The following is a 25,818-nucleotide window of genomic DNA, read 5'->3' on the forward strand; positions in this document are numbered from 1 at the left end:
CCGCAGGATTTCGACACGCTGTCGATGGGCATGAGCGACGATTTGGAGCTGGCCATCGCCGAGGGCAGCACGCTGGTGAGGGTCGGCAGCGCAATCTTCGGGCGGCGCCTCCCCGCTGCCCAACCAACGGGCTAGGCGCCCACGCTGACGGCTTCGCGCATCAGCAACCCACCGGTGCGACCGTTGCGCTCGCAGCAGCGATACCACACCGAAAGCCGAAGACGGCGATGCCGTCCGCGCGCGCCGATCCCGCCCTCAGCGGCGGGGCTCGCCGCGCATTCAGTCAAGAGCGGATGGCGAGTCGGGCTCGGGGGACGCGGGCAAGCGCTGCAGCGGCAGGGCGAAAGCGAAGGTGGCTCCTTCGCCGGCGCGGCCATCGGCCCAGATGCGCCCGCCGTGGCGCTCGACGATGCGCCGGCACAGGGCCAGACCGATGCCCGTGCCTTCGAAATCCTGCGCGCGGTGCAGGCGCTGAAAAACGCCGAATAGCCGTTCGGCTCTCGCGGCATCGAATCCGACGCCGTTGTCCCGTACCCAAAATACCGCTTCTGGCGCGCCGCTCGGGCCCATGCGTCGTTCGGCACCGACGGCGATGATGGCCGGCCGACGCGGACGGCTGTATTTGAAGGCATTGCCCAACAGGTTGTCCCAGACCTGCGACAACAGCAGCGGGTCGCCTTCCACCGTGGGCAGGGCGTCAGGCAGGTGCAGCTCGCACTCTCCCTCGGCGCGGCGCAGGGCCGGGTCGTGCTGCACGCGGTTGAGGCTGCTGCGCAGCAGGTCGGGCATGTCCACGGGCTGCCGCTGGACCTCCGCGCGGCCCAGCCGGGCAAAGGCCAGCAGCCCCTCGATGAGTCGCCCCATGTGCTCGGCGGCTTGTTCGATGGTGTGCAGGTCCTGCGCCACATCGGGTGTCAGCGGCTGGCCCAGATCCTCGCGCAGCAACTGCACATAGGCGGTGATATGCCGCAGGGGGGCGCGCAAATCATGCGAGACCGAATACGAAAACGCTTCCAGGTCCTGATTGGCCGCCAGCAGTTGCCGGGTGCGCTCCTCCACCTTGCGCTCCAAGGCCTGGTTGAGGTCGCGCAGCAGTTCCTCCAGGCGGCGGATTTCGGTCATGTCGCGCACCAGGCAGGCAGTGCCCAAAAGCTCGCCGTCCAAGCCGGTGAGCGTGGTGTACACCGTGTGCGCCCACAGCCGTGAGCCATCGGCGCGGCGCAGCCAGCCCGTCGATTCGCTCTGGCCCAGCAAACTGGCACGCTCCAGGGCCAGGGCCACATCCGCAGGCAAAGGGTGTGGCTGCTGTGGGGTGTCGGGGCCGCGGGTGCCGATCACCTCCTCGGCGCGGTAGCCCAGCAGCCGCTCGGCGCTGGCCGGCCAATCTTGGATGGCGCCGTGCGTGTCCAAAAAGAAAATCGCGGCATCGTGCAGCCCTTCGGACAGCGCCTGCCAACGGGCCTGCTGCAGCGCCAAGCGGGCGTCCTGTTGCTGTAGTCGCCGCTGTAAATCGTGCTGCTGCTCCTGCAAGGCGGCCTGTCGCCTCTGCCGCGCGGTCTCGTCCCGCAGCAGTAAGAACACACCCACCACGCCGGCGTCGCTGCGGTCGGGCAGCAGCGTTAGCTCCCAGTGGGTGACCGCTCCCCCGCGCTCATGCTGCACGGCGAAGTGTCCGCCTTCGCCGCGCAGCGCCGGCGCCATCCAGGGCAAGAGGGTGTCGATCCAGTCGTCGTCCACGGCCTCGTGCCAGGACAGACCGTCGATCTGATCCCAGGTCAGATGAGGGCGCAGCAAGGGTTGCGCGGCAGGGTTGGCATGGCGGCAGCGCAGGTCGGCGTCCAGGCTCAGCACGCCGTCGGGCAGGGCGTGCAGCAGGCGCAACAGGGCGTCCGATGAAGGCGGTGGGGCGCCCGCCTTGTCGTGCGCATCCGCATCGCTGGTCGAATCGGCTGGCAGCGCCGAGAAGAACGACGGCGGCAGGTGCGTGGGCCAAGGGTCGCGCGGCAGCGGCTGCATGAGGTGAACTGTAGCGCAAGCCCCCGCGCCACGGTCCGTGCTCAGGCACCCGGCCGGTTACACCGAGTGTTACCGTCCGAAGCGTACTCAGAAGCGCGGCAGATCGGGATGCGACAGCCGTCCGCCGCGCACCAACATCTTGCCGTATTCGGCGCAGCGCTGCAGGGTCGGGATGACCTTGCCTGGGTTGAGCAGTTCGTTGGGGTCGAATGCGCGCTTGATGGCAAACATCTGCTCGCGCTCCTCGGGGCTGAACTGCACGCACATGCTGTTGAGCTTTTCGACGCCGACCCCGTGCTCGCCGGTCACGGTGCCCCCCATCGCGACGCTGGTCTCCAGAATGTCGGCGCCGAACAACTCGGCGCGGTGGAGCTGGTCGGGGTCGTTGGCGTCGAACAGAATGAGCGGATGCAGATTGCCGTCGCCGGCGTGGAACACGTTGGCGCAGCGCAGGCCGTATTTCTTCTCCATCTGCGCAATGGCGATGAGGATGTCGGCCAGTCGCTTGCGCGGGATGGTGGAGTCCATGCACATGTAGTCCGGGCTGATGCGCCCGCTGGCCGGAAAGGCGTTCTTGCGCCCACTCCAGAAGCGCAGCCGCTCGGCCTCGTCTCGGCTGACGGCGATGCGGGTGGCGCCGGCTTGGCGCAGCACCGCGCTCATGCGCTCGATCTCCTCGGCCACCTCCTCGGGTGTGCCATCGGATTCGCACAGCAGAATGGCCTCGGCATCCAGGTCATACCCCGCGTGGACGAAGTCCTCCACCGCCGCGGTCATCGGCTTGTCCATCATCTCCAGCCCTGCGGGGATGATGCCGGCCGCAATCACCGCCGCCACCGCATCGCCAGCCTTGCGTACGTCATCGAAGCTGGCCATGATGCAGCGCGCCAGCTGCGGCGTCGGCGTCAGCCGCACCGTCACCTCCAGCGTGATGGCCAGCATGCCTTCCGATCCCACGATCAATGGCAGCAGATCGAGGCCAGGGGCGTCCAGCGCGTCCGCGCCAAACGTGACTGGCTCACCTTCGATGGTGAAGCCGCGCACCTTCAGCACATTGTGCAGCGTCAGGCCGTACTTGAGGCAGTGCACGCCGCCGGAGTTTTCTGCCACATTGCCGCCGATGGTGCAGGCGATTTGACTGCTGGGGTCGGGCGCATAGTACAGCCCGTGCGGCGCGGCGGCCTCGCTGATCGCCAGATTGCGCACGCCGGCCTGCACGACCGCGGTCTGTGACAGCGGATCCACCTGCACGATGCGATTGAACTTGGCCAGCGACAGCGTCACCCCCAGCGGGTGGGGCAGCGCGCCGCCGGACAGGCCGGTGCCGGCGCCGCGGGCCACCACCGGCACTTTCAGCAAATGGCAGGTGCGCAGGATGGCCTGCACCTGCTCCTCGGTCTCGGGCAGCGCCACCGCTAGCGGGCGCTCGCGGTAGGCGGTCAGGCCGTCGCACTCGTACGGCGTGGTGTCCTCGGGAGTCCACAGCAGCGCGTGGGGTGGCAGCACCAGCGACAGGGCGCGCACCACCTCGGCCTGGCGGTCGGCGCGCCGGACGGCGTGGGATTCTGGGGTATCGTGGGCGGTCATGGCAGCAGGCAGCAAGCGGATAGCTGCAGTGTAGGCCAGGACACGCCAGCGCGGCTGAAAAATCCTTGAATGCGCTGTGAATCGCTGTACGCTGGCTGCCCACAGGCGCGCGGGACTTGAAGTTTCACCCCCTTGCCCCAATGTACAGGGTATAACAGCAATGGGCTTGCGTCGGCGATGTGGGGGCGCTGGCGGGCCCGATCGGTATCGATCGTCCTCCACATAAAAGGAGACTGACCTATGAGCAATCTGATTCCGCGCCGCATGAGCCTGTTCGATGAGTTTTTCCGGGATATGGCGCCAGCCTTTTATGTCCGACCGCTGCATGGCGATCCGCTGCCGCAGCAGATCAAGGTGGATGTGAAGGAAAACGACCAGGCCTACGTCATCTCGGCCGAGATGCCCGGCGTGGGCAAGGACAACATCCATGTGTCCGTCGAAAACAATTTGGTCACCATCGCGGCCGAAGTCAAGCAAGAAGATGCCCAGCGCGACGGCGACAAGGTGCTGCACAGCGAGCGCTACTACGGCGCTGTCTCGCGCAGCTTTGCCCTGCCGAGCGATGTCGATGAATCGAGCGCCAGCGCCAAGTACGACAACGGCGTGCTGACGTTGACCCTGCCGAAGAAGGCGGCGGTGGCCGGCAAGCGCATCCGTATCGAGTGATGCGGCCCAGCGCGGCGCGCGCCCCGTGAACGGGACGTCAGCCCACCGCTTGTTTGAGCCAAGCCGCAAACGTCGCGCACTCCCAGCGCTCCATCGCCCCCGCGCGCCAGCACAAATAATGCGCGTGGGGGCTTGGCACATTGTGCGGATACAGCCGCACCAAAGTGCCGTTATCCAACCAAGGTGCGCCGAGCTTCAAGCGCACCAGCGCCACCCCCATGCCGGCGGCTGCGCCATCGCACATCAGACCGATATCGTTGAATTGCGAGCCATCGGTCGGCTCCGGCCAGTCGAGGTGGTGCGCGGCGAACCAGGTGCGCCACGGCTCCAGCGGGCTGCGCAGCAGCGGCACGCCTTCCAGATCCTCGGGCCGCTCAAACGGCCCATGCTCGCGCACGAAGGCCGGCGACGCCACCGGCGTGACCTCGTCCTTGAGGATGCAGGTGAATTCCACATCCTGATAGCGGCCGGTGCCGTAGCGGATGGTGAGGTCAGCGTCCTCGGCCACCACATCCAGCAGCGGGATGCTGACCTGAAGCGTCAAGTCGATCTCGGGATAAGCCTCAGCAAAATGTCTGAGGCGTGGCATCACGATCGAGCGCGCGAAGGTGGGCGTCACGGCCAGCCGCAGCTTGCGCCGCCCGGGTGTGGCGTTGCGGCTGGGAAAGCGCTGCAGCGCCGTCAACCCTTCGCGCACCTGGGCCAAATACTCACTGCCCTCCGTGGTCAGGGAGAAGTCTGCCCGTCCAAAGAGCTTGACGCCCAATTGCTCTTCCAGCTGCCGGATGCGGTGGCTGACCGCGCTGGGTGTCACACAGAGCTCGTCGGCGGCCTGCGTGACGCTGCGCAGACGCGCCAGCGCCTCGAAGGTCAGCAAGCACTGGATGGGGGGGATGCGCGTGGACATGGCCCGTGCCTGTTCAGCGGAAAACCACGGTACGCTGACCGTTGAGCAGCACCCGGTGTTCGCTGTGCCATTTCACGGCACGGGCCAGCACCTGGCTTTCGGTGTCGCGGCCAATGGCCGTCAGGTCCTCCACCGTCATCGCATGGTCCACACGCGCCACGTCCTGCTCGATGATCGGACCTTCGTCCAGGTCAGCGGTGACGTAGTGCGCGGTCGCACCAATCAGCTTGACGCCGCGCTCGTGCGCTTGGTAGTAGGGCTTGGCGCCTTTGAAGCTGGGCAGGAAGCTGTGGTGGATATTGATGGCGCGGCCGGCGAGCTGCTGGCACATGCCGTCCGACAGGATTTGCATATAGCGCGCCAGCACGACGAGCTCGGCGCCCTCTTGCTCGATGATGTCGAGCTGACGCATCTCGGCCTGCGCCTTGGTGTCGGCCGTCACCGGGATGTGGTGAAACGGTACGTTGTAGCTGGCGGCCAGTTGATAGAAATCGCGATGGTTGCTGACGATGGCACGGATGTCCAGCCGCAGCAGGCCGCTTTTCCAGCGGAACAGTAGGTCATTGAGGCAGTGGCCCTGTTGGCTGACGAAGATGACGGTGCGCATCGGCTCGTGCCAGGGATGCAGGCTGCACGCCATGCCGTTGTGTTGGCCGAATGTCTGCACCGCGGCGCGCAGGGCGGCGGTATCGCGGCCTGGGCAGGTGAATTGCACGCGCATGAAAAAGCGGCCGCTGTCGCGGTCGTTGAACTGGGCCGCTTCCTCGATGTTGCCGCCCTGCTCCAGCAGAAAGCCCGAGACGGCGTGCACGATGCCGGGCTTGTCCTGACAGGATAGGGTAAGTACATAGGTGTCTTGCATGGTCGACGATTGTCGCAGTTTGAACGGTGGCGGCGCAGCCGGCAGGGCGCAGATCGATAATCGGCGCCCAAAGCCCACGACCCATTTCGGAGGAATCCATGCACCGTCCCGTGGACGTCATCATTCTGGCTGCTGGCAAGGGCACGCGCATGAAAAGCGCTTACCCCAAGGTGCTGCAGCGATTGGCCGGCCGCCCGTTGCTCGCCCATGTGATCGGCATGGCGCGGGGGTTGTCGGCTCGCTGCACGGTGGTGGTCACCGGCCATGGTGCCGACGTGGTCGAGGCGGCGCTGCCCGGGTTGGCCGATGGGCTGCCGTGGCAGGCGGTGCGGCAGGAGCCGCAGCGGGGCACTGGGCACGCTGTGCAGCAGGCCATCCCGCTGCTGGCGGATGACGGCATCACGCTGGTGCTGTGCGGCGATGTGCCGCTGACCCAGCCAGAAACCCTGGCGGCGCTGCTGGCAGCCCAGCGCGCCGCGGGCGCCGATGCGCTGGCGCTGCTCACCGTCGATCTGACCGATCCGCACGGTTACGGCCGTGTCGTGCGCGACGAACGCGGTGCCGTCCATGCCATCGTCGAAGAAAAGGATGCCAGCGATGCGCAGCGTCGGATCCAGGAGGTGTACAGCGGCATTCTGGCCGCGCCGACGCAGCGTTTGCGCGCCTGGCTGTCCCGGCTGGATGACCGCAACGCCCAAGGCGAGTTCTACCTGACCGATGTGGTGAAGTTTGCTGCGGCCGACGGCGTGCCGGTGGTGGCGCATCGCATCGATGATCCGCTCCAGGTGGCAGGGGTCAACACGCCGGCTCAACTGGCCGCGCTGGAGCGCGCCTACCAGCACCGAATCGCCCAGATGCTGATGACGCAAGGGGTGCGGCTGGCGGACCCGGCTCGGTTGGATATTCGCGGAGAGTTGGTGTGCGGCCAAGATGTGGAGATCGATGTCAACTGCGTGTTCGAGGGCCGCGTCGTGCTGGGCGATGGCGTGCGTGTGGGTGCCAATTGCGTCATTGCCCATGCCACGGTGGACGCGGGCGCGATCATCGAGCCTTTTACGCACATCGACGGCGGGGCCGTGGGCGTGTCGGTGGGGGTCCAAGCCCGGGTGGGGCCGTTCGCTCGATTGCGTCCCGGCGCCCGGTTGGGGCCCGAGGTGCACATCGGGAACTTCGTGGAGGTGAAAAACGCCACGCTCGCTGCAGGCGCCAAGGCCAATCACCTGGCCTATCTGGGCGATGCCACGGTGGGGGAGCGGGTCAACTACGGGGCGGGCAGCATCACCGCCAACTACGATGGTGCGCGCAAACACCACACGGTGATCGAGGCCGATGTGCACGTCGGCAGCAATTGCGTGCTGGTCGCCCCCGTTACCCTCGGGGCGGGTGGCACGGTGGGCGCCGGCAGCACGGTGACCAAAGACACGCCCGCGGGTGCGCTGACGGTGGCACGCGCCAAAGCGGTGACGGTGCCCAACTGGCGGCGACCGAGCAAGTCGGCGGGCTGATCGGCAAGGGAGAAGGATGAACCAAACTCATGCGCTGGCGGCCGCGGGTTTGTCTGTCTCCCGATGGCCGGGCCCGGTGGGCAACGGCAGCCGCGGGTCGAATTTGCTGCGCCGAATGCTGAAATAAGCCTTGATCTGGCGCACATTGCCCTGTTCGGTGAACAAGCGCTGCGCCAGCGCGTGGTAGTCGGACATGTCGCGGGCTGCCACCACCAGCACGAAGTCCGGGCCCGCGCTGACGCGGTAGCACTGTTGCACCGCGGGCTCGGCCACGGCGCGGGCCTCGAAGGCCCGCAGGTATTCGTCGCCCTGGCGCTCCAGGCCGATCTCGACGATGGCGGTCAGTCCCTCGCCCAGCACGGCGGCCAGCCGCTCGGGCTGCAGGATGGCGATGCGGCGCTCGATCAGACCCGCCGCCTCCAGCCGGCGCACGCGCCGCAACACGGTGGGTGCAGAGACGCCGCAGTGTGCCGCCAGGGCGTGGAGGGGCTGCGCCGCGTCGTTTTGCAGCGCATCCAGCAGCGCCAGATCCCGCTCGTCGATGGAAAAATTATTTGAAAAAGTCCATCTCATGAAAAAAGATTATATCAATATCAAAAGACGGAAAAAAATTACGCCTTCAAATTGAAAATGTAAACCCACGACTGGGCTGAATCCGTACGCTATCGGCTTGGCATGACACGATGCGGAGGACGGATCGATGTGTGGAATCGTCGGGGCGGTGGGCACCACGGACGTGGTGGGCGTGTTGGTGCAAGGCCTGCAGCGGCTGGAGTACCGGGGATATGACTCGTGCGGGCTGGCCGTGCATCTGGGGGCGCCGTTGGCCGACGCTGCGGGGCGGATGACCCCTGTCGAGGCGGCGGCCCGCGGGCTGGCGCGCGCTCGCAGCACGGCACGGGTGACCGAGCTGCGCGCGCAGGTACAGGCAGAGGGGCTGCGCGCGGCCACGGGCATTGCCCACACGCGCTGGGCGACGCACGGCGCACCCACCACGGCCAATGCGCATCCGCACGTCAGCCACGGTCCCGGGGTGCGCGCGGGCGAGCGGCCGGCGCGCGTGGCGCTGGTGCACAACGGCATCATCGAAAACCACGAGGCCCTGCGCGCCGAGCTGCAGGCGCGCGGCTATGTGTTCGAGAGCCAGACCGATACCGAGGTCGTCGCGCACCTGATCGACAGCCTGTACGACGGCGATTTGCTGGAAGCGGTGCGCGCAGCCACGGCCCGCCTGCGGGGCGCATATGCGCTGGCGGTGCTGCACCACGCCGAGCCGCAGCGCCTGGTGGGGGCACGCGCCGGCTCCCCGCTGGTGCTGGGCCTGGGCACGGCGGTGGACGGCCCGGCCGCCCATTACGTGGCCAGCGATGCGCTGGCGCTGGCGGGCGTCACCGACCGCATCGTGTTCTTGGCCGAGGGGGATCTGGTCGATGTGGCGCTGGGGCGCTACCGCATCGTGGGGGCGGACGGGCGTACCCTGGATGGTGCCGCACGCCCGGTCAGGACCGTGCAGGTGGGCAGCCAGGACGTCGCGCTGGGCCCCTACCGCCACCACATGCAGAAGGAGATTTTCGAGCAGCCGCGGGCGCTGGCGGACACACTGGAGGGTGTCGAGGGTATCGTCCCGGAGCTGTTCGACGACCACGGTATCCGCTCGCGTGCGGCCTGGCGTGTGTTCGCCGATATCGACCGTGTGCTGATCCTGGCCTGCGGCACCAGTCACTATGCTGGCTGTGTGGCGCGCTACTGGTTGGAGGCGATTGCTGGCCTGCCGACTGCGGTGGAGATCGCCAGTGAATATCGCTACCGCGAAAGCGTCCCGGATCCGAGCACATTGGTGGTGGTCGTCAGCCAAAGCGGCGAAACCGCCGACACGCTGGCCGCGCTGCGCCACGCGCAGGCGCTGGGCATGCGCCAGACGCTGGCGATTTGCAACGTCGCCACCAGCGCCATGGTGCGCGAGTGCGAGCTGGCCTATGTCACGCGTGCCGGTGTCGAAATCGGCGTGGCCAGCACCAAGGCGTTCACCACGCAGCTGGCGGCGTTGTTCCTGCTGACGCTCGTGCTGGCGCAGGCCAAGGGGCGCCTGAAGGCCGAGGACGAGGCGCGCCACCTGCGTGCGCTGCGCCACCTGCCGGCGGCGTTGCAGGCGGTGTTGGCGCTGGAGCCGCAGGTCATCCGCTGGGCCGAGGACTTCGCCGCCAAGGAGCACGCACTGTTCCTCGGCCGCGGCCCGCACTATCCGATCGCGCTGGAGGGTGCGCTCAAACTCAAGGAGATCAGCTATATCCATGCCGAAGGCTATCCGGCGGGGGAGCTCAAGCACGGGCCGCTGGCGCTGGTGACTGGCGCGATGCCGGTGGTGACGGTGGCGCCCAACGACGCGTTGCTGGAAAAGCTCAAGAGCAATATGCAGGAGGTGCGCGCGCGCGGCGGTGTGCTGTATGTGCTGGCCGATGCCGACACGCGCATCGCCAGTGGCGAGGGCCTGCACATCATCCGCATGCCGGAGCACTACGGCGACCTGAGCCCGATCCTGCACGTGGTGCCGCTGCAGCTGCTGGCTTACCACACCGCCTGCCAGCGCGGCACCGATGTAGACAAGCCGCGCAACCTGGCCAAGAGTGTGACGGTGGAGTAGCGCCGTGCAGCCGCTGCGCGATGCCGCACGGCGGGGGCCGAGTCTGGTTCCGCCGCCCAGAATACGCCGAGTCGGCTTGCCGATCAAGGTGCGAAGCGTCTGCGCGTGCATCGGCCGGCAGCTCGGCCATCTCCCGAGCCAGCAGGCCAAGGAAGGACGCCATCGCCGTCGTCTGGTTGCGGTCGGTGAGCCTCGTCTCGGTTTGAAGGGTGGCAGCCGGCGAACTCCTCGGCTCGGCGCGCCATGGCACTCCGGACATCCCCGCGGCAGGGGGGAGTGGCCCAGGCCAGGTCCAAGAAATCAGATCAAATGGCCGAGCAGATCAAACGGCTGAGTCAGGGTTAGGATATCGGCTCTTGCACATAGACGGATCGATAGAGCCCACATGCCCCTGCGCCCCTGTGCCCTTGCGGCCGCCATGGCGGCCAGCCTGACGCTGGCCCCCGTGGCCCGCGCCGACAACAAAGCCGCCTTGATCGACGAGATGGCGGCCTATCTGGACTTCGCCGACTACGGTGGCGGGGTGATCTTTGCTGAACAGATTCCGCGGGAGGACTGGGCCCGCATCATGGTCATCGACGCCCGCGATGCGACCCAATATGCCAAGGGGCATATTCCCGGTGCGATCAATATCGAATGGCGCCAGGTGCTGGCGCGCCGCAGCGAAATCCCCCGCGACCGCATGGTGCTGATTTACTGCAACACCGGCTCTCTGTCGGCGCAGGCGGGCTTTGCGCTACGGGTAGCGGGCTGGGACAACGTGCGCATCCTCCAGGGCGGCATGGAGGAGTGGAAGGCCAAGGGCGGGTTCGACGCCGCCGCAGCCGCCACAGCGCCCGCGCGCCATTGATAGGCCGCTGTTTTCGCAGGCCAGGCCATTCATTTGCTCAGGGGGCGGCGGGCTTTGTCGCGCTGGGTGCGGAATCGCTGGAGGCGCAGTCCTGGCAGGTGCCATGCCAGGCGAGGTCCAGCCGCGCCCCCTGGTGCCCCAGCGCCTCGAGTTGCGCCTGCCACAGATGCGCGGCTTGCCGCAGGGCCTCGGGCAGTTCTTCCAGATCCAGTTGGCGGTGGCAGGTGTCGCATGCCCAGACCGCATGCAGTGCGGGATGCGCGTCGCCGTCGCACCAGACCCAAGCCCGCGCGCGCTCCTGGGGGGCGTCACCCGCCAGACAGCGCACCAGGCCGGCGGCATGCAGGCGCTCCAGCAGCCGATACAGCGTCACCCGATCCACCACGACGCCTTGCGCCTGCAGCGCCTGCTGCAGGGTGGCGTGGCGCCAGACGCGCCGTGGAGGCTGGGCCAGCAGGGCCACGACTGTCTGGGTCGCGCGGCTCAGCCGCAAGCCGTGGGCGCGCAGGCGTTCCATCAGGGGGGCGGGCAGGGAGTTGGTCATAAACGCCACAAAGTTGCATTACGATGATGCATGCGCTATTTTCTGTCAATGTCGCCGGCCGGCAGGCCGAAGGAGTGTATGCATGTCGGAATCTTTTGGTGATACGCCATGGTCACGACGCGGGTTGATGCGTGGGGCCGCGGGCCTGGCCGTGGCGATCTGGGCAGGAGCTCCATCTGCGCAGGCGCAGGCGGAGGCGGCCATCCCCGTGGTCGCCAGCTTCAGCATTTTGGCCGACCTGGTGCGCCAGGTCGGGGGCGATCGAGTGCAGGTGGACGCGCTGGTGGGCCCCGATGCCGATGCGCATGTGTTCCAGCCGTCGCCGGCGGATGCTCGGCGGGTGGCGGGTGCCCGGCTGGTGGTGCTCAATGGTCTGGGCTTCGAGGGCTGGATGGAGCGCCTGCTGCGCAACGCCGCCTACCGTGGCGCCGTGCTGCGCGTCACGGATGGGATCAAGCCATTGAAGGCGAAGGGCCACGACCACCATGGCCACGCCCATGGCGAGGCCGACCCCCACGCCTGGCAGGATGTGCAGCAGACCATCGGTTATGTGCAACGCATCGCGCAGGCGCTGTGTAGTGCGGATGCGACCCGTTGCGCATACTACCGGGAGCGGGCCGATGCATACACCCAGGTGCTGCAATCGCTGGATCAGGAGATTCGCCAAGCCTGGGCGACGATTCCGCCTGCGCAACGCAAGGTGGTCACCTCGCACGACGCGCTGGGATACTACGCCCACGCGTATGGAGTGCATATTCTGCCCGCGCAGGGGGTGTCCACCGACAGCCAACCCTCAGCGGCGGGGGTGGCCCGCTTGATTCGCCAGATCCAGCGCGAGCAGGTGCGCGCCATTTTCGTGGAGCGGCTGGCCGACGCGCGGCTGATCGAACAGATCGCGCGCGAGACGGGGGTGCGGCCTTCGCCGATTCCCTTGTATGTGGATGCGCTGTCCCCTGGTGATGGCCCGGCCTCGGATTATGTGTCGCTGATGCGCCACAACACCCGTGCCATGGTGGAGGCGATCCGGGGCGCGGCGCGCTGAGCGCTGAGCCTCGGGCGCGATCAGCACAGACGCAGACCAGGCTTCGCTCCAGTGGCGACGGTCTGCAGCCGCCCGATCACCCAGCCGGGCTGACCCTGCGCCTGCACGAACGCGGCCTGCACGGCCTGCAGCGCCTCGGGCGCACACGCCACCAGCAGGCCGCCGCTGGTTTGTGGATCGGTCACCAGCGCCTGCCAAAGGGGGCGATCGTCCTCGGGCAGGGCAGACAGGTCCACCGCCTCGCCGTAGCTGGCCCAGTTGCGCTCCGACGCGCCGGTCCGCACGCCTTGTAGCACCAGCGAGCGGCTGACCTCGAGCACAGGCACGGCGGCGCTGTCCACGCTGGCCAGCAAGCCAGCCGCACGGCACATCTCCAGCAGGTGGCCAGCCAGACCGAAGCCGGTCACATCCGTCATCGCATGCACCCCGGGCAGGGGTCCGATCGCGGCCCCCGCGCGGTTGAGCAGCAGGGTCCAGCGCCGCATTTGGGCATACCCGTCGGCATCCAGCCGCCCCTTTTTCAGCGCTGCAGAGAGCACACCGATGCCCAGGGGCTTGCCCAGCACCAACAGGTCGCCTGGCTGCGCACCGGCATTGGTCTGGATGTGGTCGGGGTGGACGGTGCCGATGGCAGCCAGGCCATAGATCGGCTCCACGGTGTCGATGGAATGCCCGCCCGCCAGCACCACCCCAGCCGAACGGCAAGCCGCTGCCCCGCCTTCCAGCACGCGGGCGATCACCGCCTCGGGCAATTGCTGGATGGGCATGCCCACCAGTGCCAGCGCAAGCAGCGGCTGGCCGCCCATGGCGTACACATCCGACAGCGCGTTGGTGGCCGCGATGGCACCGAAATCGAGGGCATCGTCCACGACGGGCGTGAAGAAATCGGTGGTCGCCACCAGTGCCAGGTCGTCGCGCAGGCGGTAGACTGCGGCATCATCGCTGGTGGCTGTGCCGACCAGCAGCTCGGGGGGCGCCAGGTGCGGCGGTACCTGGGCCAATAGTCGTTGCAGCACAGCGGGGGCGATCTTGCAGCCGCAACCGCCGCCGTGGGCCCAAGCGGTCAGCCGGTTCGGGTCGCGTGTCTCGGTGTTCATTATCGTCATCCCATTTGCCGTAGGGCAGTCTTCGCAGCCTTGCCATGGCCGCCAAACCAGATATTGTCACCCTGGACCAGATCGGCACATTCGACACGCTGATCGATGCCCGCAGCCCGGCGGAATATGCGCTCGACCACCTGCCTGGCGCCATCAATCTGCCCGTGCTCGACGACGAGCAACGCCGCATCGTCGGCACACTGTACAAGCAGACCGGCGCTTTCGAGGCCCGGCGCATCGGCGGGGCCTGGGTGGCGCGCAACATCGCCCGCCACATCGAGGCGGTCATGCAGGACCGACCAGCCCGTTGGCGTCCGCTGGTGTACTGCTGGCGCGGCGGGCAGCGCAGCGGCGCGTTTGCCTTGTGGCTGCGGCAGATCGGCTGGGCGGCGGCGCAGTTGCAAGGGGGGTACAAGGCCTACCGGCGCTGGGTGGTGGAGCAACTCGATAGCCTGCCGCCAGCGCTGCACTGGCGGGTGATCGCCGGCCCCACAGGCAGCGGCAAGACGCGGCTGCTGCAGGCATTGGCCGCACGTGGGGCGCAAGTGCTCGATCTGGAGGGGCTGGCGCGCCACCGTGGATCCATCCTGGGGGCATGGCCCGACGGGCAGCCGCAGCCCAGCCAGAAAGCCTTCGACACGGCGCTCGTGCATGCGCTGCGGCGCTTCGACCCCGCGCTGCCGGTTTGGGTGGAAGCCGAAAGCCGCAAGATTGGCGCTTTGCAACTGCCCATGGCGATGGCCATCGCGCTGCAGCGCGCCCCGCGCGTGCAGGTGAAGGTGCCGTTTGCCGAACGGCTGGCGCTGGTGCTGCAGGACTATGCCTGGCTCGGGCAGGATCCGCAGGCGCTGGCGTTGCGCTTGTCGGCACTGCACGGCCTGCACGCCAATGACACATTGGCCCGTTGGCAGGCCTGGGCGCAGGCGGGGCAGTTGCCCGAGCTTTTTGCGGAGTTGATGACCCACCACTACGACCCGCTCTACCAGCGTCACCTGCGCACACACGGCCTGCCGATCACGACGCTGGAGCTGCCCGCCTTAAACGATAGGGCATTGGCCGAAGCGGCCGCGCGGCTACATCCGGCGGCTGCCGAGCCGGTCGCGCCTTAGGCCGTGGGCAGCCGAGCAGGGCCGAGCGCATCGACCCGGTCGGTGATGATCCCATCCAGCCCCCAGTCCAACAGCGCCTCGGCACGCGCGGCGTCGTTGACGGTGTAGGCCAATGTGCGCCAGCCAGCGGCGCGCTGTTCGGCCAGCAGAGCGGGTGAACAAAGCCGATGGTTGAGCACCACTGCCACGCACCCCAGGCTGCGCGCCACCGTCCAGCAGCCCGGCCATAGGTTGTCGAGCAGCAGCCCGCGCGGCAGGTGTGCGCAGACCTCCTGCGCCGCCTGCAGCGCCGCCGGTTGAAACGAAGTCAGCAGCGGCCACGGTGGCCCCCCGGGCTGGCCAGCCCCGTGCGCGCGCCACCGTGCCTCGGCGGCGCAGGCCACCTGAGCACCCGTGGCTGCCTCGGTGCCCGGGGTCGGCTTGATTTCAAGATTGAGCAGTGCGCCGCGCGGCAGCGCCCAATCGACCAGTCGATCCAGCCGCAGCAGTGGCTCGCCGGCATAAGCCGTGCTGTGCCACCCGCCGGCGTCCAGCCGCTCCAGCGCCTCCCAGGTGCACTCGCCGGCGACACCTCGGCCGTCGGTGGTGCGCTCCAGCGTCGCGTCGTGCAGCAAAAACGGCACCCCGTCGGCGGAGAGCTTGACATCGCACTCGAATGCGCGCCAGCCCAGTCGCCAGCCAAGCTCGAAGGCGGCCAAGGTATTTTCCGGGGCGAGCCGACCTGCGCCGCGGTGTGCGATCCAGCGCGGAAAAGGCCACGGGGTAGCAGGGTCGGTCACGGGTGCCGTGGGATAGCCCATAGGATGGCTCGTTCAGACGCGTTGGCCGGCGGCGTCAAAGGTGTGCAACCGGTCGTGCATCGGGCGCACATACAGGATATCGCCCACCTTGGGATGACATGGATGGCTCTCTGCGACGCGCACGGTGATCGGCTGGCCGTGCGTGCGGCCATAAATCAGCCGCTCGGCGCCGAGCAGCTCCAGTGCCTCCACCGCGACCGACCAGCCTTGGCCCGCCTCGTCCACCAGCAAATGCTCGGGCCGCACGCCAAGCAACCGACCGTCGGCGCTGCCGGGTACCCCACGCAGCAGGTTCATCGCCGGTGAGCCGATGAAGGTGGCCACGAAGGTCGTGGCCGGTCGGTGGTAAACCTCCTCAGGCGTGCCGAACTGCTCCATGCGGCCAGCGTTCATCACCATGACGCGCTGCGCCAGCGTCATCGCCTCGACCTGGTCATGCGTGACGAATAGGCTGGTGACACCCAGCTCCCGATGCAGTTTTTGGATCTCTAGTCTGGTTTGCACACGCAGTTTGGCATCCAGATTGGACAGCGGCTCGTCGAACAAGAAGACCTGGGGCTGACGCACGATGGCGCGGCCCATGGCCACGCGCTGGCGCTGGCCGCCGGAAAGCTGGCGTGGCTTGCGTCCCAGCAGTGGCTCCAGCTCCAGGATCCGCGCGGCTTGCTCGACGCGCTGGCGAATCTCGTCCTTGGGCACGCCACGCAGCTTTAGCCCATAGGCCATATTGTCGAACACCGACATGTGTGGATAGAGCGCGTAGTTTTGGAACACCATCGCGATATCGCGCTGGGCGGGCTCCAGTTCGTTGACGATGCGCGCGCCGATGCGGATGGTGCCGTCGCTGACGGTCTCCAGCCCCGCTACCATACGCAGCAGGGTCGATTTGCCGCAACCAGACGGGCCGACGATGACAACAAACTCGCCATCGTGGACTTCGGCGCTCAGGCCGTGAATGGCCGTGAAGCTTTGGTGGCGTGTGGTGTCGTAGCGCTTGACGACACGGTCGAAATGCAAACTGGCCATGCAAGTGAGGATCAGACGTTATTTTTCACTATCGACGAGGCCCTTGACGAACCAGCGCTGCATCGCCAGCACGACCACCGCCGGGGGGAGCATCGCCAGCATGGCGGTGGCCATCACGATGTTCCATTCGGTATAGGCCTCGCCGGCGATCAGGCGTTTGATGCCGAGGACGATCGGATACATCGACTCATCGGTGGTCACCAGCAGTGGCCACAGGTATTGGTTCCAGCCGTAGATGAACTGAATCACAAACAGCGCCGCGATGCTGGTGCGCGACATTGGCAGCAGCACGTCCCAGAAAAAGCGCAAGGGCCCGGCGCCGTCGACACGCGCAGCTTCCACCAACTCGTCGGGGACCGTCAGAAAAAATTGCCGAAATAGGAACGTCGCGGTCGCCGAAGCGATCAGTGGAATGGTCAGGCCGGCATAGCTGTTGAGCATGCCGAGATTGGCAATCACCTCATAGGTCGGACCGATGCGCACCTCCACCGGCAGCATCAGGGTGACGAAGATGGCCCAGAAGACCAGCCCCCGCAATGGGAAGCGGAAATAGACGATGGCAAATGCCGACAGCAGCGAGATCACGATTTTGCCGATGGTGATCGACAGCGCCATCACCAGGCTGACGCCCAGCATTGGCAGAGCCGGCGCGAATCGACTTCCGGTGCTGGTCTCGCCACCCAGTAGCGCCAGCCGATAGTTTTCCAACAGGTGAGGGCCCGGCAACAGCGACAACGGTCGGCTGGTGGTGATCTGCTCTGCACTCTGTGTGGACGCCACCAGCGTCAGCAGTACCGGAAATGCCACCACAGCCGCGCCGACGATCAAAATGGCGTGGGCCAGTGCATCGAGCCAGGGACGTCGTTCGACCATGTCAGTACTGCACTCGGCGCTCGATGAAGCGGAACTGCACCACCGTCAGCGCGATGACGAGGGTCATAAGAATCACCGACTGCGCCGCCGAGCCGCCCATGTCCAGCGCCTTGAAGCCGTCGTGATAAACCTTGTAGACGAGGATGGCGGTGTCCTTGCCGGGGCCGCCCTGTGTGGTGGCATCGATGATCGCAAAGGTGTCGAAAAAGGCATACACCACGTTGATGACCAGCAGGAAGAACGCGGTCGGCGACAACAGCGGAAAGACGATGGTCCAAAAGCGCCGCCAGGGACTGGCGCCATCCAGCGTGGCGGCCTCGATCAGCGAGCGCGGGATGGCTTGCAAGCCGGCCAGAAAAAACAGAAAGTTGTACGAGATCTGCTTCCATACCGCGGCCAGGACGATCAGCGTCAGCGCGTGGCTGCTGTTGAGCCGGTGGTTCCACTCCACGCCGATGCTTTGCAGCGCCCAGGCCACCACGCCCATGGGCGAGGCGAACATGAACATCCACAACACGCCGGCGACCGCCGGGGCCACCGCATAAGGCCAGATCAGCATGGTGCGATACGCCCGCGCGCCACGCACCACGCGGTCGGCCATCACCGCCAGCAGCAGCGACACCGACAAGCCGATGACGGCCACCAGCAACGAAAACACCGCCGTGATGCGGAACGACTGCAGGTACAGCGGGTCGGCCAGAAGGCGGCGGAAATTGTCCAGCCCGACAAAGGTGACCGACTGGCCAAACGCGTCCTGCTCCTGCACGCTTTGCAGCAGCGCTTGGCCGGCTGGCCAGAAGAAAAAGACGATCACGATGGCGAGCTGCGGAGCCACCAGCAACCAAGGCAGCCAGCGACCCCGAAAGCGCACGCGTTTTTCCATCGAGGCGGTCCGATGTGGGTCGGCTCACAGCCGGCCCTGGTTGGCACGCTGGAAGCGCTCCAGTTGTTCATTGCCGCGGCGAACGGCGTCATCCAGCGCCTGTTTGGCCTCTTTTTTGCCAGCCCAGACCTGTTCCAGCTCTTCATCCACGATGGCGCGAATCTGGACGAAGTTGCCGAGCCGGATGCCGCGCGACTTGTCGGTGGTCTTGCGGATCATCTGCTCTACCGACACGTCGGTACCGGGGTTCTGTTTGTAGAAGCCTGCCTTTTCTGTCAGTTCGTAGGCCGCCTTGGTCACAGGCAGGTAGCCGGTGCGCTGGTGGCTCTTGGCGGCCACCTCGGGCTTGGACAGATGGGCGAAAAACTGCGCTACGCCCTTGTAGTCGGCCTCTTGCTTGCCCGCCATGACCCAGAGACTGGCACCGCCGATGACCGTGTTTTGCGGCGCACCCGGCACATCGGGATAGAAGGGCAGCGTGGAGATGCCAAAGTCGAACTTGGCGTTGCGCTTCACATTGCCATACAGCGCCGAGGATCCGGTCATCATTGCGCACTCACCCGAGACGTAGGTGGCATCGGCTGCGCTGCCGCGGCCTTTGTAGAGGAAAAGTCCTTGCTTGGCCATGTTCGCCAAGTTTTCGATATGGCGCACATGCAGCGGACTGTTGAACGCCAGGCGCGCATCCAACCCACCAAAGCCATTGTTTTTCGTTGCATATTCGACGTTGTGCCAGGCCGAGAAGCTCTCCAGTTGCGTCCAGCCCTGCCAGCTCGTGGTGAAGGGGCACTTGTGGCCCGAAGTCTTGAGTTTGGCTGCTGCCAGCGCCACCTCTGGCCAGCTCTTGGGTGGCTTGTTGGGATCCAGCCCGGCGGCCTTGAAGGCATCCTTGTTGTAATGCAGCACCGTGGTGGAGCTGTTGAACGGAAAGCTCAGCATTTGACCGTTGGGCGCGGTGTAGTAGCCCTTGACGGCATCGACATACGCATTGGGATCGAAGGTCACACCGGCTTTCTTCATGACTTCGGCCACCGGTACGATGGCATTGCGGCTGCTCATCATCGTGGCGGTGCCGACCTCGAACACCTGAAGGATGTGCGGTGCGTTGCCAGCGCGAAAGGCCGCGATCGCTGCCGTCATGGACTCGTCATAGCTGCCCTTGAAGACAGGCACTACCTTGTAATCCTTCTGGCTGGCGTTGAATTCGCTGGCCAGGTCGTTGACCCACTCGCCCAGTGCGCCTCCCATCGAGTGCCACCAAACGATCTCGGTTTGTGCTTGGGCGGCCGTCATGCCGATTGTGGCCAGAGTGGCCGCCAACAGGTGTTTGAGGGGTTTGTGCATCACAACTCCTGGGTGTATTGGAACAAAAGCGAAAACAGAAGAAACGCGCCGTTAGTATCCGAACTACAGATGACAGTTTAGTGACGGTCGAGCCGATGTCAATGGGGGCTGGGTTTTTCGGGCTTCAGCACGATGGCGCATAGCGCCCCAGCCAATCCGCCACGCGCTGCACGGCGGCGCCTTTCAGCCGCAGTCCCAGCTTGCTGCGCCGCCACAACACATCCTCGGTGCTGCGCGCCCACTCGTGCTGTACCAGGTGCCGCAGTTCGGCCTCGAACAGCCCCGGCGCGACCTCCATGCCGAGGTCCCCGGCTGCCCGAGCGCCGTCTAGCCAGGTCAGCGCCAGTGTGCCGTAGCTGCGTGCCCAGCGCGCTGCCAGGTCCTGCGGCAGCCATGGCCAGCGTGCGTGCAGATACTGCGTAAAACGCGAGCGGGCCGACAAGACGCCGGGACCGACGAGGGTCTCCATGTCACCGCCCGGCAGGGGTGCCGCAGCGGTCCAGTCATGCCGGGTTTGGAGCTGCAGCCACGGACCCAGTCGCCGCGCCGCCTCCAACGCCAGTGTGCGGTAGGTGGTTATTTTCCCGCCCCATACCGTCAGCATCACCGCGCCAGCCTGGGTATCCAGTTCGAGACGGTAGTCGCGCGTGACGGACGACGCTTGGGCGCCGTCGTCCAGCAACGGACGCACGCCGCTGTAGTGCCACACGACATCGCTTGGCTGCACCGGTGTGCGCAGATAGCGGCTGGCCTCCCGACACAGGTAGTCGATCTCGGCGGCGTCGGCTAAGGCTTGCCCAGGGTCGCCCTCATGCTCGACATCGGTGGTGCCAATCAGCGTGTAGCGCTGCTCATAGGGAATGGCAAACAGGACACGGCGGTCGCTGGCCTGCAGCAAATAGGCGGTATCGTGCCGTGGCAGCCTCGGCACCACGATGTGGCTGCCGCGCACCAGACGCAGATGGCGATGCGCAATCAGGCCAGCTGGCCCGCGCAGGAAGGCCTCGGCCCAAGGCCCGGTGGCATTGACCACCGCGCGAGCCAGTACCGAGCGCACATGCCCGTTGGCGTTGCGCAGCTCAGCTCGCCAGCGCTCGCCGACGGGTCGCAGCTGTTCGCAACGTGTGCGTGTCAGCACCATGCCGCCGCGGCTGGCCGCGTCCATGGCGTTGAGTATCACCAGCCGGGCGTCATCGACCCAACCGTCGCTGTAGGCAAAAGCCCGGCGCCACCGAGGCTGTAGCGCCGCGCCGGCGGGGTCACAGTGCAGGTCGAGCGTTTGCGAACCCGGCAGCAGTTCGCGCCGAGCCAAGTGGTCGTATAGCCACAGACCCAGTCGGATCATCCAGATTGGGCGCATGCTGGCGTCATGCGGCACCACGAAGCGCATTGGCTCGATCAAGTGCGGGGCGATGCGCAGCAGCACCTCGCGCTCGGCCAGCGCTTTGCGCACCAGGCCCAGCTCGCCGTACTCCAGATAACGCAGGCCGCCGTGAATCAGCTTGGTAGAGGCCGAGGAGGTGTGCCCGGCCAGGTCGTCCTGTTCACACAGCAGTACGCGCGCCCCGCGACCGGCCAGCTCGCGCGCGATACCACAACCGTTGATGCCACCGCCGACGATCAGGACGTCCACATTGATTGGAGCGTGCGGCGCAGCAGGGGGTGCGGATGATGGCAGCATGGGATAGAGGCGAAACAAAATGGTTCGTAATTTTTCGATATTACTCGATTTTGATATTTTTCTTGTGAAATGGGTTTTCGTCCGGACTTCTCTCTTTTGTCTGGACGACGTGCTTGTTGCGCTGCGTTACCATTGGCCGCATGTCCAATCCCGCTGTGCTGCGCCGGCGTGCCCTCAATCCGCGCCAAAGCGAACTGCTGGCTGCTGTGCGGCAGGCCGGCTCGTTGACCATCGAGGCGCTGGCGCAGCGCTTTGGGGTGACGCTGCAAACGGTGCGCCGCGATGTGCGCGAATTGGAACAACGGGGACTGTTGTCGCGCTATCACGGTGGTGTGCGCACACCGGTGTCTACGGTAGAGAATCTGGGCTACCGCCAGCGCCAAACCCTCAACGCCGTGGCCAAAGAAGCCATTGCACGCGCCGTGGCGCACGACGTGCCGGCAGACTGCTCGCTGATCCTCAACATCGGTACCACCACCGAGGCGGTGGCGCGTGCGCTGCTGCAGCATCGGGGTTTGCGTGTCATCACGAACAACCTGAATGTGGCGGCCATCCTGGCGGATAACCCGGAGTGCGAGGTCATCATCGCCGGGGGGGTGGTGCGGGCGCGTGACCGTGGCATCGTCGGTGAGGTCACGATCGATTTCCTGCGCCAGTTCCGGGTGGACATCGCGCTGATCGGCATCTCTGGCATCGAGGCCGATGGGACGCTGCGCGATTACGATGTGCGCGAAGTCAAGGCCGCGCGCACCATCATCGAGCACGCCCGCCAGACGTGGCTGTGCGCCGATCACAGCAAGTTTGGCCGCCCGGCGATGGTGGAGGTTGGTCACCTGGCCGAGCTCACGCGAATCTACACCGACCGCGCACCGCCGCCGCCTTTTGATGCGCTGCTGCGTGAGGCGGACGTGGCCTGTGTGGTGGCCAAGGTGTGAGGACGAACATGGACCTGCTGTTGGCGCTGGATCAGGGCACCACGAGCTCGCGCACCATCGCGTTCGATCGCGAAGGCCGCATCGTCGCGCAGGCACAGCGCGAGTTCACCCAGCATTTTCCGCAGCCGGGCTGGGTTGAGCACGATGCCGAGGAAATCTGGCAGACCCAGCGTGCCACGCTGGTGGATGTGTTGCGCCAGTTGGGCCCAGCGGTGCGGCGCGTGCGGGCACTGGGGGTGACCAACCAACGCGAGACCACCGTGGTGTGGGAGCGTGCCACGGGCCAGGCGGTGCACCGAGTCCTCGTCTGGCAGGACCGCCGTGCCGAGGAGGCATGCGCGCAATGGCGCGACCAGGGATTGCAGCCGCGCGCGCATGCCCTCACCGGCCTGCGGCTGGATGCCTATTTTTCGGCGGGAAAGCTGCGTTGGCTGCTGGACCATGTGGCCGGTCTGCGCGCACGAGCCGAGGCAGGGGAGCTGGCCTTCGGGACAATCGACGCCTGGTTGCTGTATCGCCTGACGGGCGGCCGGGTGCATGCCACCGATGTCAGCAATGCCGCGCGTACGTTGCTGTGGGATTTGCGCGCTGGCAGCTGGTGCGATGAACTGCTGCGCGCGTTTGACCTGCCGGCGGCGTGGCTGCCAGCGGTCTACCCCTCCAGCCATCCTTTTGGTGAGCTCGATCCCGCGGTGCTGCAAGCGCCTGATTTGGAGCTGCCGCCGCTGCCGATTTCGGGCATGGCGGGGGACCAGCAGGCGGCGCTGTTTGGGCAGGCATGCTTCGATGCCGGGCTGGCCAAGAATACCTACGGCACGGGCTGTTTCCTGCTGCTGCATACGGGCCGGCAAGTCGCGGTCTCGCAGCACGGTTTGTTGGCCACTGCCACGGCGCAGCCGCCTGGGCAGGGGGCGTCGTTTGCGCTGGAGGGCAGCGTCTTCGTCGGCGGTGCGGTGGTGCAGTGGCTGCGCGATGGATTGCGTGCCATTCGCGCCAGCGCCGAGGTGCAGGCGCTGGCCGAGAGTGTGCCAGACGCGGGCGGTGTGGTGCTGGTGCCCGCCTTTACCGGGCTGGGCGCTCCGCATTGGCAGCCTCGTGCCAGCGGCGCGCTGGTGGGCTTGACCCGCGGCACCACCATGGCGCACATCGCGCGCGCCGCATTGGAGTCGATCGCATTTCAGAGCGCGGAGCTGCTGCAGGCCATGAATGCCGATGCGCAGGCCAACGGCGCTGGGGGGGTGCGTGAGCTGCGCGTCGATGGCGGTGCGGCGGTCAACGACTTGTTGATGCAGTTTCAAGCGGATCTGCTCGGTATCCCGGTGTTGCGTCCCGCCGTGACCGAAACCACCGCCCTGGGCGCGGCGTGGTTGGCGGGCCTGCAGGCAGGTGTTTACGCTGGGCTGGATGAGCTGCGCGCGCTGTGGCGGCTGCAACGCCGCTTCGAGCCGCAGCGCCCGCGCGCCTGGGCCGAAGCACAGATGGCCCGCTGGCAGCAGGCTGTGCGGCAAGTGTTGACTGGCGTCGAGCCTGCGGCGTTGGCCCCGAGCGACTAAACGCCGCAGCCCAGCCGCTGCGCTACCATCCCCGCACCGTCCGGTCCACGGGATCGCCATCCAACTTTCACGTCTGTCATCCGTCGCCGCGCCGCCATGCCTCGCTTTGCCGCCAACCTGTCGCTGTTGTTTGCCGAGCGGCCGCTGCTCGAGCGCCCGGCCGCGGCGGCGCGCGCCGGCTTCGCGGGGGTGGAGGTGCAGTTTCCCTACGAGGCGGCCGTGGATGACTGGCGCGCTGCGCTGCGCGACGCTGCTGTACCGTTGGTGCTGCACAACCTGCCGGCGGGCGACTGGGCTGGCGGCGAGCGTGGTATCGCTTGCCATCCCGACCGGGTGGCCGAGTTTCGCGAAGGCGTCGCCCGCGCACTGGACTACGCGCGGGCGCTGGCAGTGCCGCGCCTCAATACCATCGCGGGTGTGGCGCCGCCGGGTGTCCCAGCGGTGCAGGCGCGCCAAGTGCTGATCGACAACCTGCGCTGGGCCGCGCGCGCGCTGCGGCCGCACGGCATCCAGCTGTTGCTGGAGCCGATCAACACGCATGAGGTGCCGGGCTTTTTCATCCACCGCACGGCGCAGGCCTTAGATGTGCTCGACGCCGTGGGCGAGCCCAATGTCGCGCTGCAGTACGACCTCTACCATGCGCAACGCATGGAGGGCGAGCTGATCGGCACGCTGCGGCGCCACCTGGCCCGCATGGGGCATGTGCAGATCGCCGACAACCCGGGTCGCCACGAGCCGGGCAGCGGCGAGATTGCCTGGGCCGCCGTGCTCGGCGAGCTGGACCGGCTGGGCTATGGCGGCTGGGTGGGCTGTGAATACCGGCCGCGCGCGGCGACCGAAGATGGGCTTGGCTGGCTGCGGGCATGGGCCTAAACGGTGCCCCCGCCCTGGCTGGGGGTGAGTGACGGGCTCTCAGCGTAGCTTTGATTTTTATGTCATTTGGTTATGAAGAAACCACGAAAAAGTCGTTTGTGATCCGTTTCGCTCCGCCTACAGTGCCGTCCCATGACGATCGAATGGGCCTATATCCTGGGTGGAGCGACGGTTGGTTTTATCGTGGGGCTGACTGGCGTGGGTGGCGGTTCCCTGATGACGCCGCTGCTGATCTACGGCTTTGGGGTGCAGCCGCATCTGGCGGTGGGCACGGATTTGCTGTTTGCCGCCTGCACCAAAAGTGCCGGGGCGGTGTCGTTTGCGCGCCATCGCATGGTGCCGTGGCGGGTGGTGGCGCAGTTGACCGGTGGTGGCGTCGCCGGGGCCGGCCTGATGCTGCTGCTGCTGGCCCGTGTGGGCACAGCCGATCCGGCGGTGCACGCGGCGATCAAGATGACGCTGGGTATCATGCTGTGGCTGACCGCCGCAGCCACCGCCTACAAGGTGATCCGCGCCGGTTGGTGGTGGCGCAGCGCCGCAGGACTGCAGCGCGCCGTCGCGCACGCCGAGGTGCCGGATGCCGAGCAGCAGCGCCCCCGCTGGCGCTGGGGGCCCTTGGCGGTGGGCGCCTTGATCGGGGCGCTGGTGACGCTGACCTCGGTGGGGGCGGGCGCGCTGCAGTCCCGCGGCGCTGCGCCACCACCAACCGGCGCGGATCACCTTGTAGGCGGTGGCTGCGGCGGTCAGCCACAGCATGATGCCCAGCGTCATCTTGATCGCCGCGTGCACCGCCGGATCGGCTGTGCCCACACGGGCCAGCAGCAGCATCAGGCCGGCCCCGGCGACGCCACCACCGGTCAACTGCGCCACCTCCCGCTACGGCACCATGCGATGGCGCGCAAACGACACCGCCCCGGCACTTTTGGTGCAGGCGGCACACAGCAAATCCGTGCCCACCGCCAGATGCGGCTGCACCCCACAGCCGTAGAGCAGCAGCGGCGTCATCAGGGACCCGCCACCCACG

23 protein-coding genes and 1 pseudogene are annotated in these 25,818 nt (G+C 66.8%); 10 read left to right on the forward strand and 14 right to left on the reverse strand.

The features are described from left to right. Window positions 1-279 precede the first annotated feature (279 nt). Complete coding sequence (locus P3W97_RS08305) at window positions 280-2,016, reverse strand: ATP-binding protein (protein ID WP_300845708.1); 1,737 nt, start codon at window positions 2,014-2,016, stop codon at window positions 280-282. 87 nt (window positions 2,017-2,103) lie between these two features. Next, on the reverse strand, window positions 2,104-3,603 hold the full coding sequence (locus P3W97_RS08310; RefSeq protein WP_300845711.1) for an FAD-linked oxidase C-terminal domain-containing protein: 1,500 nt from the start codon (window positions 3,601-3,603) through the stop codon (window positions 2,104-2,106). Between the two features lie 240 nt (window positions 3,604-3,843). On the opposite strand from P3W97_RS08310, the gene P3W97_RS08315 reads away from it, so the two are divergent. Further along, entirely contained in the window at window positions 3,844-4,269 is a 426-nt protein-coding gene (locus P3W97_RS08315) for an Hsp20/alpha crystallin family protein (RefSeq protein ID WP_300845713.1), read from the forward strand. 37 nt (window positions 4,270-4,306) lie between these two features. On the opposite strand, the gene P3W97_RS08320 is transcribed toward P3W97_RS08315, so the two are convergent. Continuing rightward, window positions 4,307-5,176, reverse strand: coding sequence for a LysR substrate-binding domain-containing protein (locus P3W97_RS08320; protein ID WP_300845715.1), 870 nt, complete (start codon window positions 5,174-5,176; stop codon window positions 4,307-4,309). Between the two features lie 13 nt (window positions 5,177-5,189). Next, window positions 5,190-6,038: a formyltetrahydrofolate deformylase gene (gene purU / locus P3W97_RS08325; protein ID WP_300845718.1), complete on the reverse strand. Its 849-nt coding sequence runs from the start codon at window positions 6,036-6,038 to the stop codon at window positions 5,190-5,192. A 98-nt stretch (window positions 6,039-6,136) separates the two neighbouring features. On the opposite strand from purU, the gene glmU reads away from it, so the two are divergent. After that, window positions 6,137-7,543, forward strand: coding sequence for a bifunctional UDP-N-acetylglucosamine diphosphorylase/glucosamine-1-phosphate N-acetyltransferase GlmU (gene glmU, locus P3W97_RS08330; protein ID WP_300845720.1), 1,407 nt, complete (start codon window positions 6,137-6,139; stop codon window positions 7,541-7,543). A gap of 27 nt (window positions 7,544-7,570) precedes the next feature. Here glmU and P3W97_RS08335 read toward each other — a convergent pair whose 3' ends face one another. Continuing rightward, window positions 7,571-8,116, reverse strand: a complete 546-nt coding sequence (locus P3W97_RS08335) for an Lrp/AsnC family transcriptional regulator (protein WP_300845723.1) — start codon at window positions 8,114-8,116, stop codon at window positions 7,571-7,573. A gap of 127 nt (window positions 8,117-8,243) precedes the next feature. Between P3W97_RS08335 and glmS the strand changes: the two genes are divergently transcribed. Both glmS and P3W97_RS08345 read left to right on the forward strand, forming a co-directional pair. Continuing rightward, a complete protein-coding gene (gene glmS, locus P3W97_RS08340) occupies window positions 8,244-10,184 on the forward strand; it encodes a glutamine--fructose-6-phosphate transaminase (isomerizing) (RefSeq protein ID WP_300845726.1) in 1,941 nt (646 codons plus the stop codon). Window positions 10,185-10,569: 385 nt separating this feature from the next. Further along, complete coding sequence (locus tag P3W97_RS08345) at window positions 10,570-11,034, forward strand: rhodanese-like domain-containing protein (protein ID WP_300845729.1); 465 nt, start codon at window positions 10,570-10,572, stop codon at window positions 11,032-11,034. Between the two features lie 37 nt (window positions 11,035-11,071). Here P3W97_RS08345 and P3W97_RS08350 read toward each other — a convergent pair whose 3' ends face one another. Further along, window positions 11,072-11,578 (reverse strand): hypothetical protein, encoded by a 507-nt coding sequence (locus P3W97_RS08350; RefSeq protein WP_300845731.1) that lies wholly within the window; start codon window positions 11,576-11,578, stop codon window positions 11,072-11,074. Window positions 11,579-11,660: 82 nt separating this feature from the next. Here P3W97_RS08350 and P3W97_RS08355 point away from each other — a divergent pair, with 82 nt between their 5' ends. Further along, the gene (locus P3W97_RS08355) at window positions 11,661-12,620 is read left to right on the forward strand and encodes a zinc ABC transporter substrate-binding protein (protein ID WP_300845733.1); all 960 of its coding nucleotides are present in this window, start codon (window positions 11,661-11,663) and stop codon (window positions 12,618-12,620) included. A gap of 20 nt (window positions 12,621-12,640) precedes the next feature. On the opposite strand, the gene selD is transcribed toward P3W97_RS08355, so the two are convergent. Further along, a complete protein-coding gene (selD, locus tag P3W97_RS08360; protein WP_300845735.1) occupies window positions 12,641-13,717 on the reverse strand; it encodes a selenide, water dikinase SelD in 1,077 nt (358 codons plus the stop codon). 44 nt (window positions 13,718-13,761) lie between these two features. Between selD and mnmH the strand changes: the two genes are divergently transcribed. After that, window positions 13,762-14,826 (forward strand): tRNA 2-selenouridine(34) synthase MnmH, encoded by a 1,065-nt coding sequence (gene mnmH / locus P3W97_RS08365; protein WP_300845737.1) that lies wholly within the window; start codon window positions 13,762-13,764, stop codon window positions 14,824-14,826. On the opposite strand, the gene ugpQ is transcribed toward mnmH, so the two are convergent. The 6 genes from ugpQ to glpD all read right to left on the reverse strand — a co-directional run bounded on the left by ugpQ (window position 14,823) and on the right by glpD (window position 21,433). Next, on the reverse strand, window positions 14,823-15,626 hold the full coding sequence (ugpQ, locus tag P3W97_RS08370; protein ID WP_300845739.1) for a glycerophosphodiester phosphodiesterase: 804 nt from the start codon (window positions 15,624-15,626) through the stop codon (window positions 14,823-14,825). The genes mnmH and ugpQ overlap by 4 nt on opposite strands. Window positions 15,627-15,638: 12 nt before the next feature. Continuing rightward, complete coding sequence (gene ugpC / locus P3W97_RS08375) at window positions 15,639-16,652, reverse strand: sn-glycerol-3-phosphate ABC transporter ATP-binding protein UgpC (RefSeq protein WP_300845741.1); 1,014 nt, start codon at window positions 16,650-16,652, stop codon at window positions 15,639-15,641. 18 nt (window positions 16,653-16,670) lie between these two features. Further along, window positions 16,671-17,525 carry a sn-glycerol-3-phosphate ABC transporter permease UgpE gene (gene ugpE, locus P3W97_RS08380; protein ID WP_300845744.1) on the reverse strand — a complete coding sequence of 285 codons (855 nt, stop codon included), beginning with the start codon at window positions 17,523-17,525 and terminating at the stop codon, window positions 16,671-16,673. Between the two features lies 1 nt (window position 17,526). Then, window positions 17,527-18,408: a sn-glycerol-3-phosphate ABC transporter permease UgpA gene (ugpA, locus tag P3W97_RS08385; protein WP_300845746.1), complete on the reverse strand. Its 882-nt coding sequence runs from the start codon at window positions 18,406-18,408 to the stop codon at window positions 17,527-17,529. A gap of 24 nt (window positions 18,409-18,432) precedes the next feature. Further along, window positions 18,433-19,752 carry a sn-glycerol-3-phosphate ABC transporter substrate-binding protein UgpB gene (gene ugpB / locus P3W97_RS08390; protein WP_300845748.1) on the reverse strand — a complete coding sequence of 440 codons (1,320 nt, stop codon included), beginning with the start codon at window positions 19,750-19,752 and terminating at the stop codon, window positions 18,433-18,435. 124 nt (window positions 19,753-19,876) lie between these two features. Further along, window positions 19,877-21,433 (reverse strand): glycerol-3-phosphate dehydrogenase, encoded by a 1,557-nt coding sequence (gene glpD / locus P3W97_RS08395; protein ID WP_300845750.1) that lies wholly within the window; start codon window positions 21,431-21,433, stop codon window positions 19,877-19,879. A gap of 140 nt (window positions 21,434-21,573) precedes the next feature. Here glpD and P3W97_RS08400 point away from each other — a divergent pair, with 140 nt between their 5' ends. The 4 genes and pseudogenes from P3W97_RS08400 to P3W97_RS11075 form a co-directional block, all read left to right on the forward strand. Continuing rightward, entirely contained in the window at window positions 21,574-22,368 is a 795-nt protein-coding gene (locus tag P3W97_RS08400) for a DeoR/GlpR family DNA-binding transcription regulator (RefSeq protein WP_300845752.1), read from the forward strand. 8 nt (window positions 22,369-22,376) lie between these two features. After that, window positions 22,377-23,921 carry a glycerol kinase GlpK gene (glpK, locus tag P3W97_RS08405; RefSeq protein WP_300845754.1) on the forward strand — a complete coding sequence of 515 codons (1,545 nt, stop codon included), beginning with the start codon at window positions 22,377-22,379 and terminating at the stop codon, window positions 23,919-23,921. Window positions 23,922-24,017: 96 nt separating this feature from the next. Then, entirely contained in the window at window positions 24,018-24,794 is a 777-nt protein-coding gene (gene hyi / locus P3W97_RS08410) for a hydroxypyruvate isomerase (RefSeq protein WP_300845756.1), read from the forward strand. A gap of 132 nt (window positions 24,795-24,926) precedes the next feature. Beyond that, window positions 24,927-25,412: pseudogene (locus P3W97_RS11075) on the forward strand (sulfite exporter TauE/SafE family protein); the annotation flags it as partial. Between the two features lie 258 nt (window positions 25,413-25,670). On the opposite strand, the gene P3W97_RS11080 reads toward P3W97_RS11075, so the two are convergent. Further along, a complete protein-coding gene (locus P3W97_RS11080) occupies window positions 25,671-25,799 on the reverse strand; it encodes a hypothetical protein (RefSeq protein WP_367184611.1) in 129 nt (42 codons plus the stop codon). Window positions 25,800-25,818 lie beyond the last annotated feature (19 nt).

This window comes from Tepidimonas sp. (genome assembly GCF_029335975.1).
In the GTDB taxonomy this organism is placed as follows: domain Bacteria; phylum Pseudomonadota; class Gammaproteobacteria; order Burkholderiales; family Burkholderiaceae_C; genus Tepidimonas.

What these genes read in the sequence shown, in the direction of transcription:
- hyi (WP_300845756.1), top strand. Translation starts at nt 24,018, where the DNA reads ATGCCTCGCTTTGCCGCCAACCTGTCGCTGTTGTTTGCCGAGCGGCCG.
- ugpB (WP_300845748.1), bottom strand. Translation starts at nt 19,752, where the DNA reads ATGCACAAACCCCTCAAACACCTGTTGGCGGCCACTCTGGCCACAATC.
- ugpE (WP_300845744.1), bottom strand. Translation starts at nt 17,525, where the DNA reads ATGGTCGAACGACGTCCCTGGCTCGATGCACTGGCCCACGCCATTTTG.
- mnmH (WP_300845737.1), top strand. Translation starts at nt 13,762, where the DNA reads ATGGCCGCCAAACCAGATATTGTCACCCTGGACCAGATCGGCACATTC.
- P3W97_RS08400 (WP_300845752.1), top strand. Translation starts at nt 21,574, where the DNA reads ATGTCCAATCCCGCTGTGCTGCGCCGGCGTGCCCTCAATCCGCGCCAA.
- P3W97_RS11080 (WP_367184611.1), bottom strand. Translation starts at nt 25,799, where the DNA reads ATGACGCCGCTGCTGCTCTACGGCTGTGGGGTGCAGCCGCATCTGGCG.
- P3W97_RS08305 (WP_300845708.1), bottom strand. Translation starts at nt 2,016, where the DNA reads ATGCAGCCGCTGCCGCGCGACCCTTGGCCCACGCACCTGCCGCCGTCG.
- P3W97_RS08335 (WP_300845723.1), bottom strand. Translation starts at nt 8,116, where the DNA reads ATGAGATGGACTTTTTCAAATAATTTTTCCATCGACGAGCGGGATCTG.
- selD (WP_300845735.1), bottom strand. Translation starts at nt 13,717, where the DNA reads ATGAACACCGAGACACGCGACCCGAACCGGCTGACCGCTTGGGCCCAC.
- purU (WP_300845718.1), bottom strand. Translation starts at nt 6,038, where the DNA reads ATGCAAGACACCTATGTACTTACCCTATCCTGTCAGGACAAGCCCGGC.
- ugpC (WP_300845741.1), bottom strand. Translation starts at nt 16,652, where the DNA reads ATGGCCAGTTTGCATTTCGACCGTGTCGTCAAGCGCTACGACACCACA.
- glmS (WP_300845726.1), top strand. Translation starts at nt 8,244, where the DNA reads ATGTGTGGAATCGTCGGGGCGGTGGGCACCACGGACGTGGTGGGCGTG.
- glpK (WP_300845754.1), top strand. Translation starts at nt 22,377, where the DNA reads ATGGACCTGCTGTTGGCGCTGGATCAGGGCACCACGAGCTCGCGCACC.
- P3W97_RS08345 (WP_300845729.1), top strand. Translation starts at nt 10,570, where the DNA reads ATGCCCCTGCGCCCCTGTGCCCTTGCGGCCGCCATGGCGGCCAGCCTG.
- ugpA (WP_300845746.1), bottom strand. Translation starts at nt 18,408, where the DNA reads ATGGAAAAACGCGTGCGCTTTCGGGGTCGCTGGCTGCCTTGGTTGCTG.
- P3W97_RS08310 (WP_300845711.1), bottom strand. Translation starts at nt 3,603, where the DNA reads ATGACCGCCCACGATACCCCAGAATCCCACGCCGTCCGGCGCGCCGAC.
- ugpQ (WP_300845739.1), bottom strand. Translation starts at nt 15,626, where the DNA reads ATGGGCTATCCCACGGCACCCGTGACCGACCCTGCTACCCCGTGGCCT.
- P3W97_RS08315 (WP_300845713.1), top strand. Translation starts at nt 3,844, where the DNA reads ATGAGCAATCTGATTCCGCGCCGCATGAGCCTGTTCGATGAGTTTTTC.
- P3W97_RS08350 (WP_300845731.1), bottom strand. Translation starts at nt 11,578, where the DNA reads ATGACCAACTCCCTGCCCGCCCCCCTGATGGAACGCCTGCGCGCCCAC.
- glmU (WP_300845720.1), top strand. Translation starts at nt 6,137, where the DNA reads ATGCACCGTCCCGTGGACGTCATCATTCTGGCTGCTGGCAAGGGCACG.
- P3W97_RS08355 (WP_300845733.1), top strand. Translation starts at nt 11,661, where the DNA reads ATGTCGGAATCTTTTGGTGATACGCCATGGTCACGACGCGGGTTGATG.
- P3W97_RS08320 (WP_300845715.1), bottom strand. Translation starts at nt 5,176, where the DNA reads ATGTCCACGCGCATCCCCCCCATCCAGTGCTTGCTGACCTTCGAGGCG.
- glpD (WP_300845750.1), bottom strand. Translation starts at nt 21,433, where the DNA reads ATGCTGCCATCATCCGCACCCCCTGCTGCGCCGCACGCTCCAATCAAT.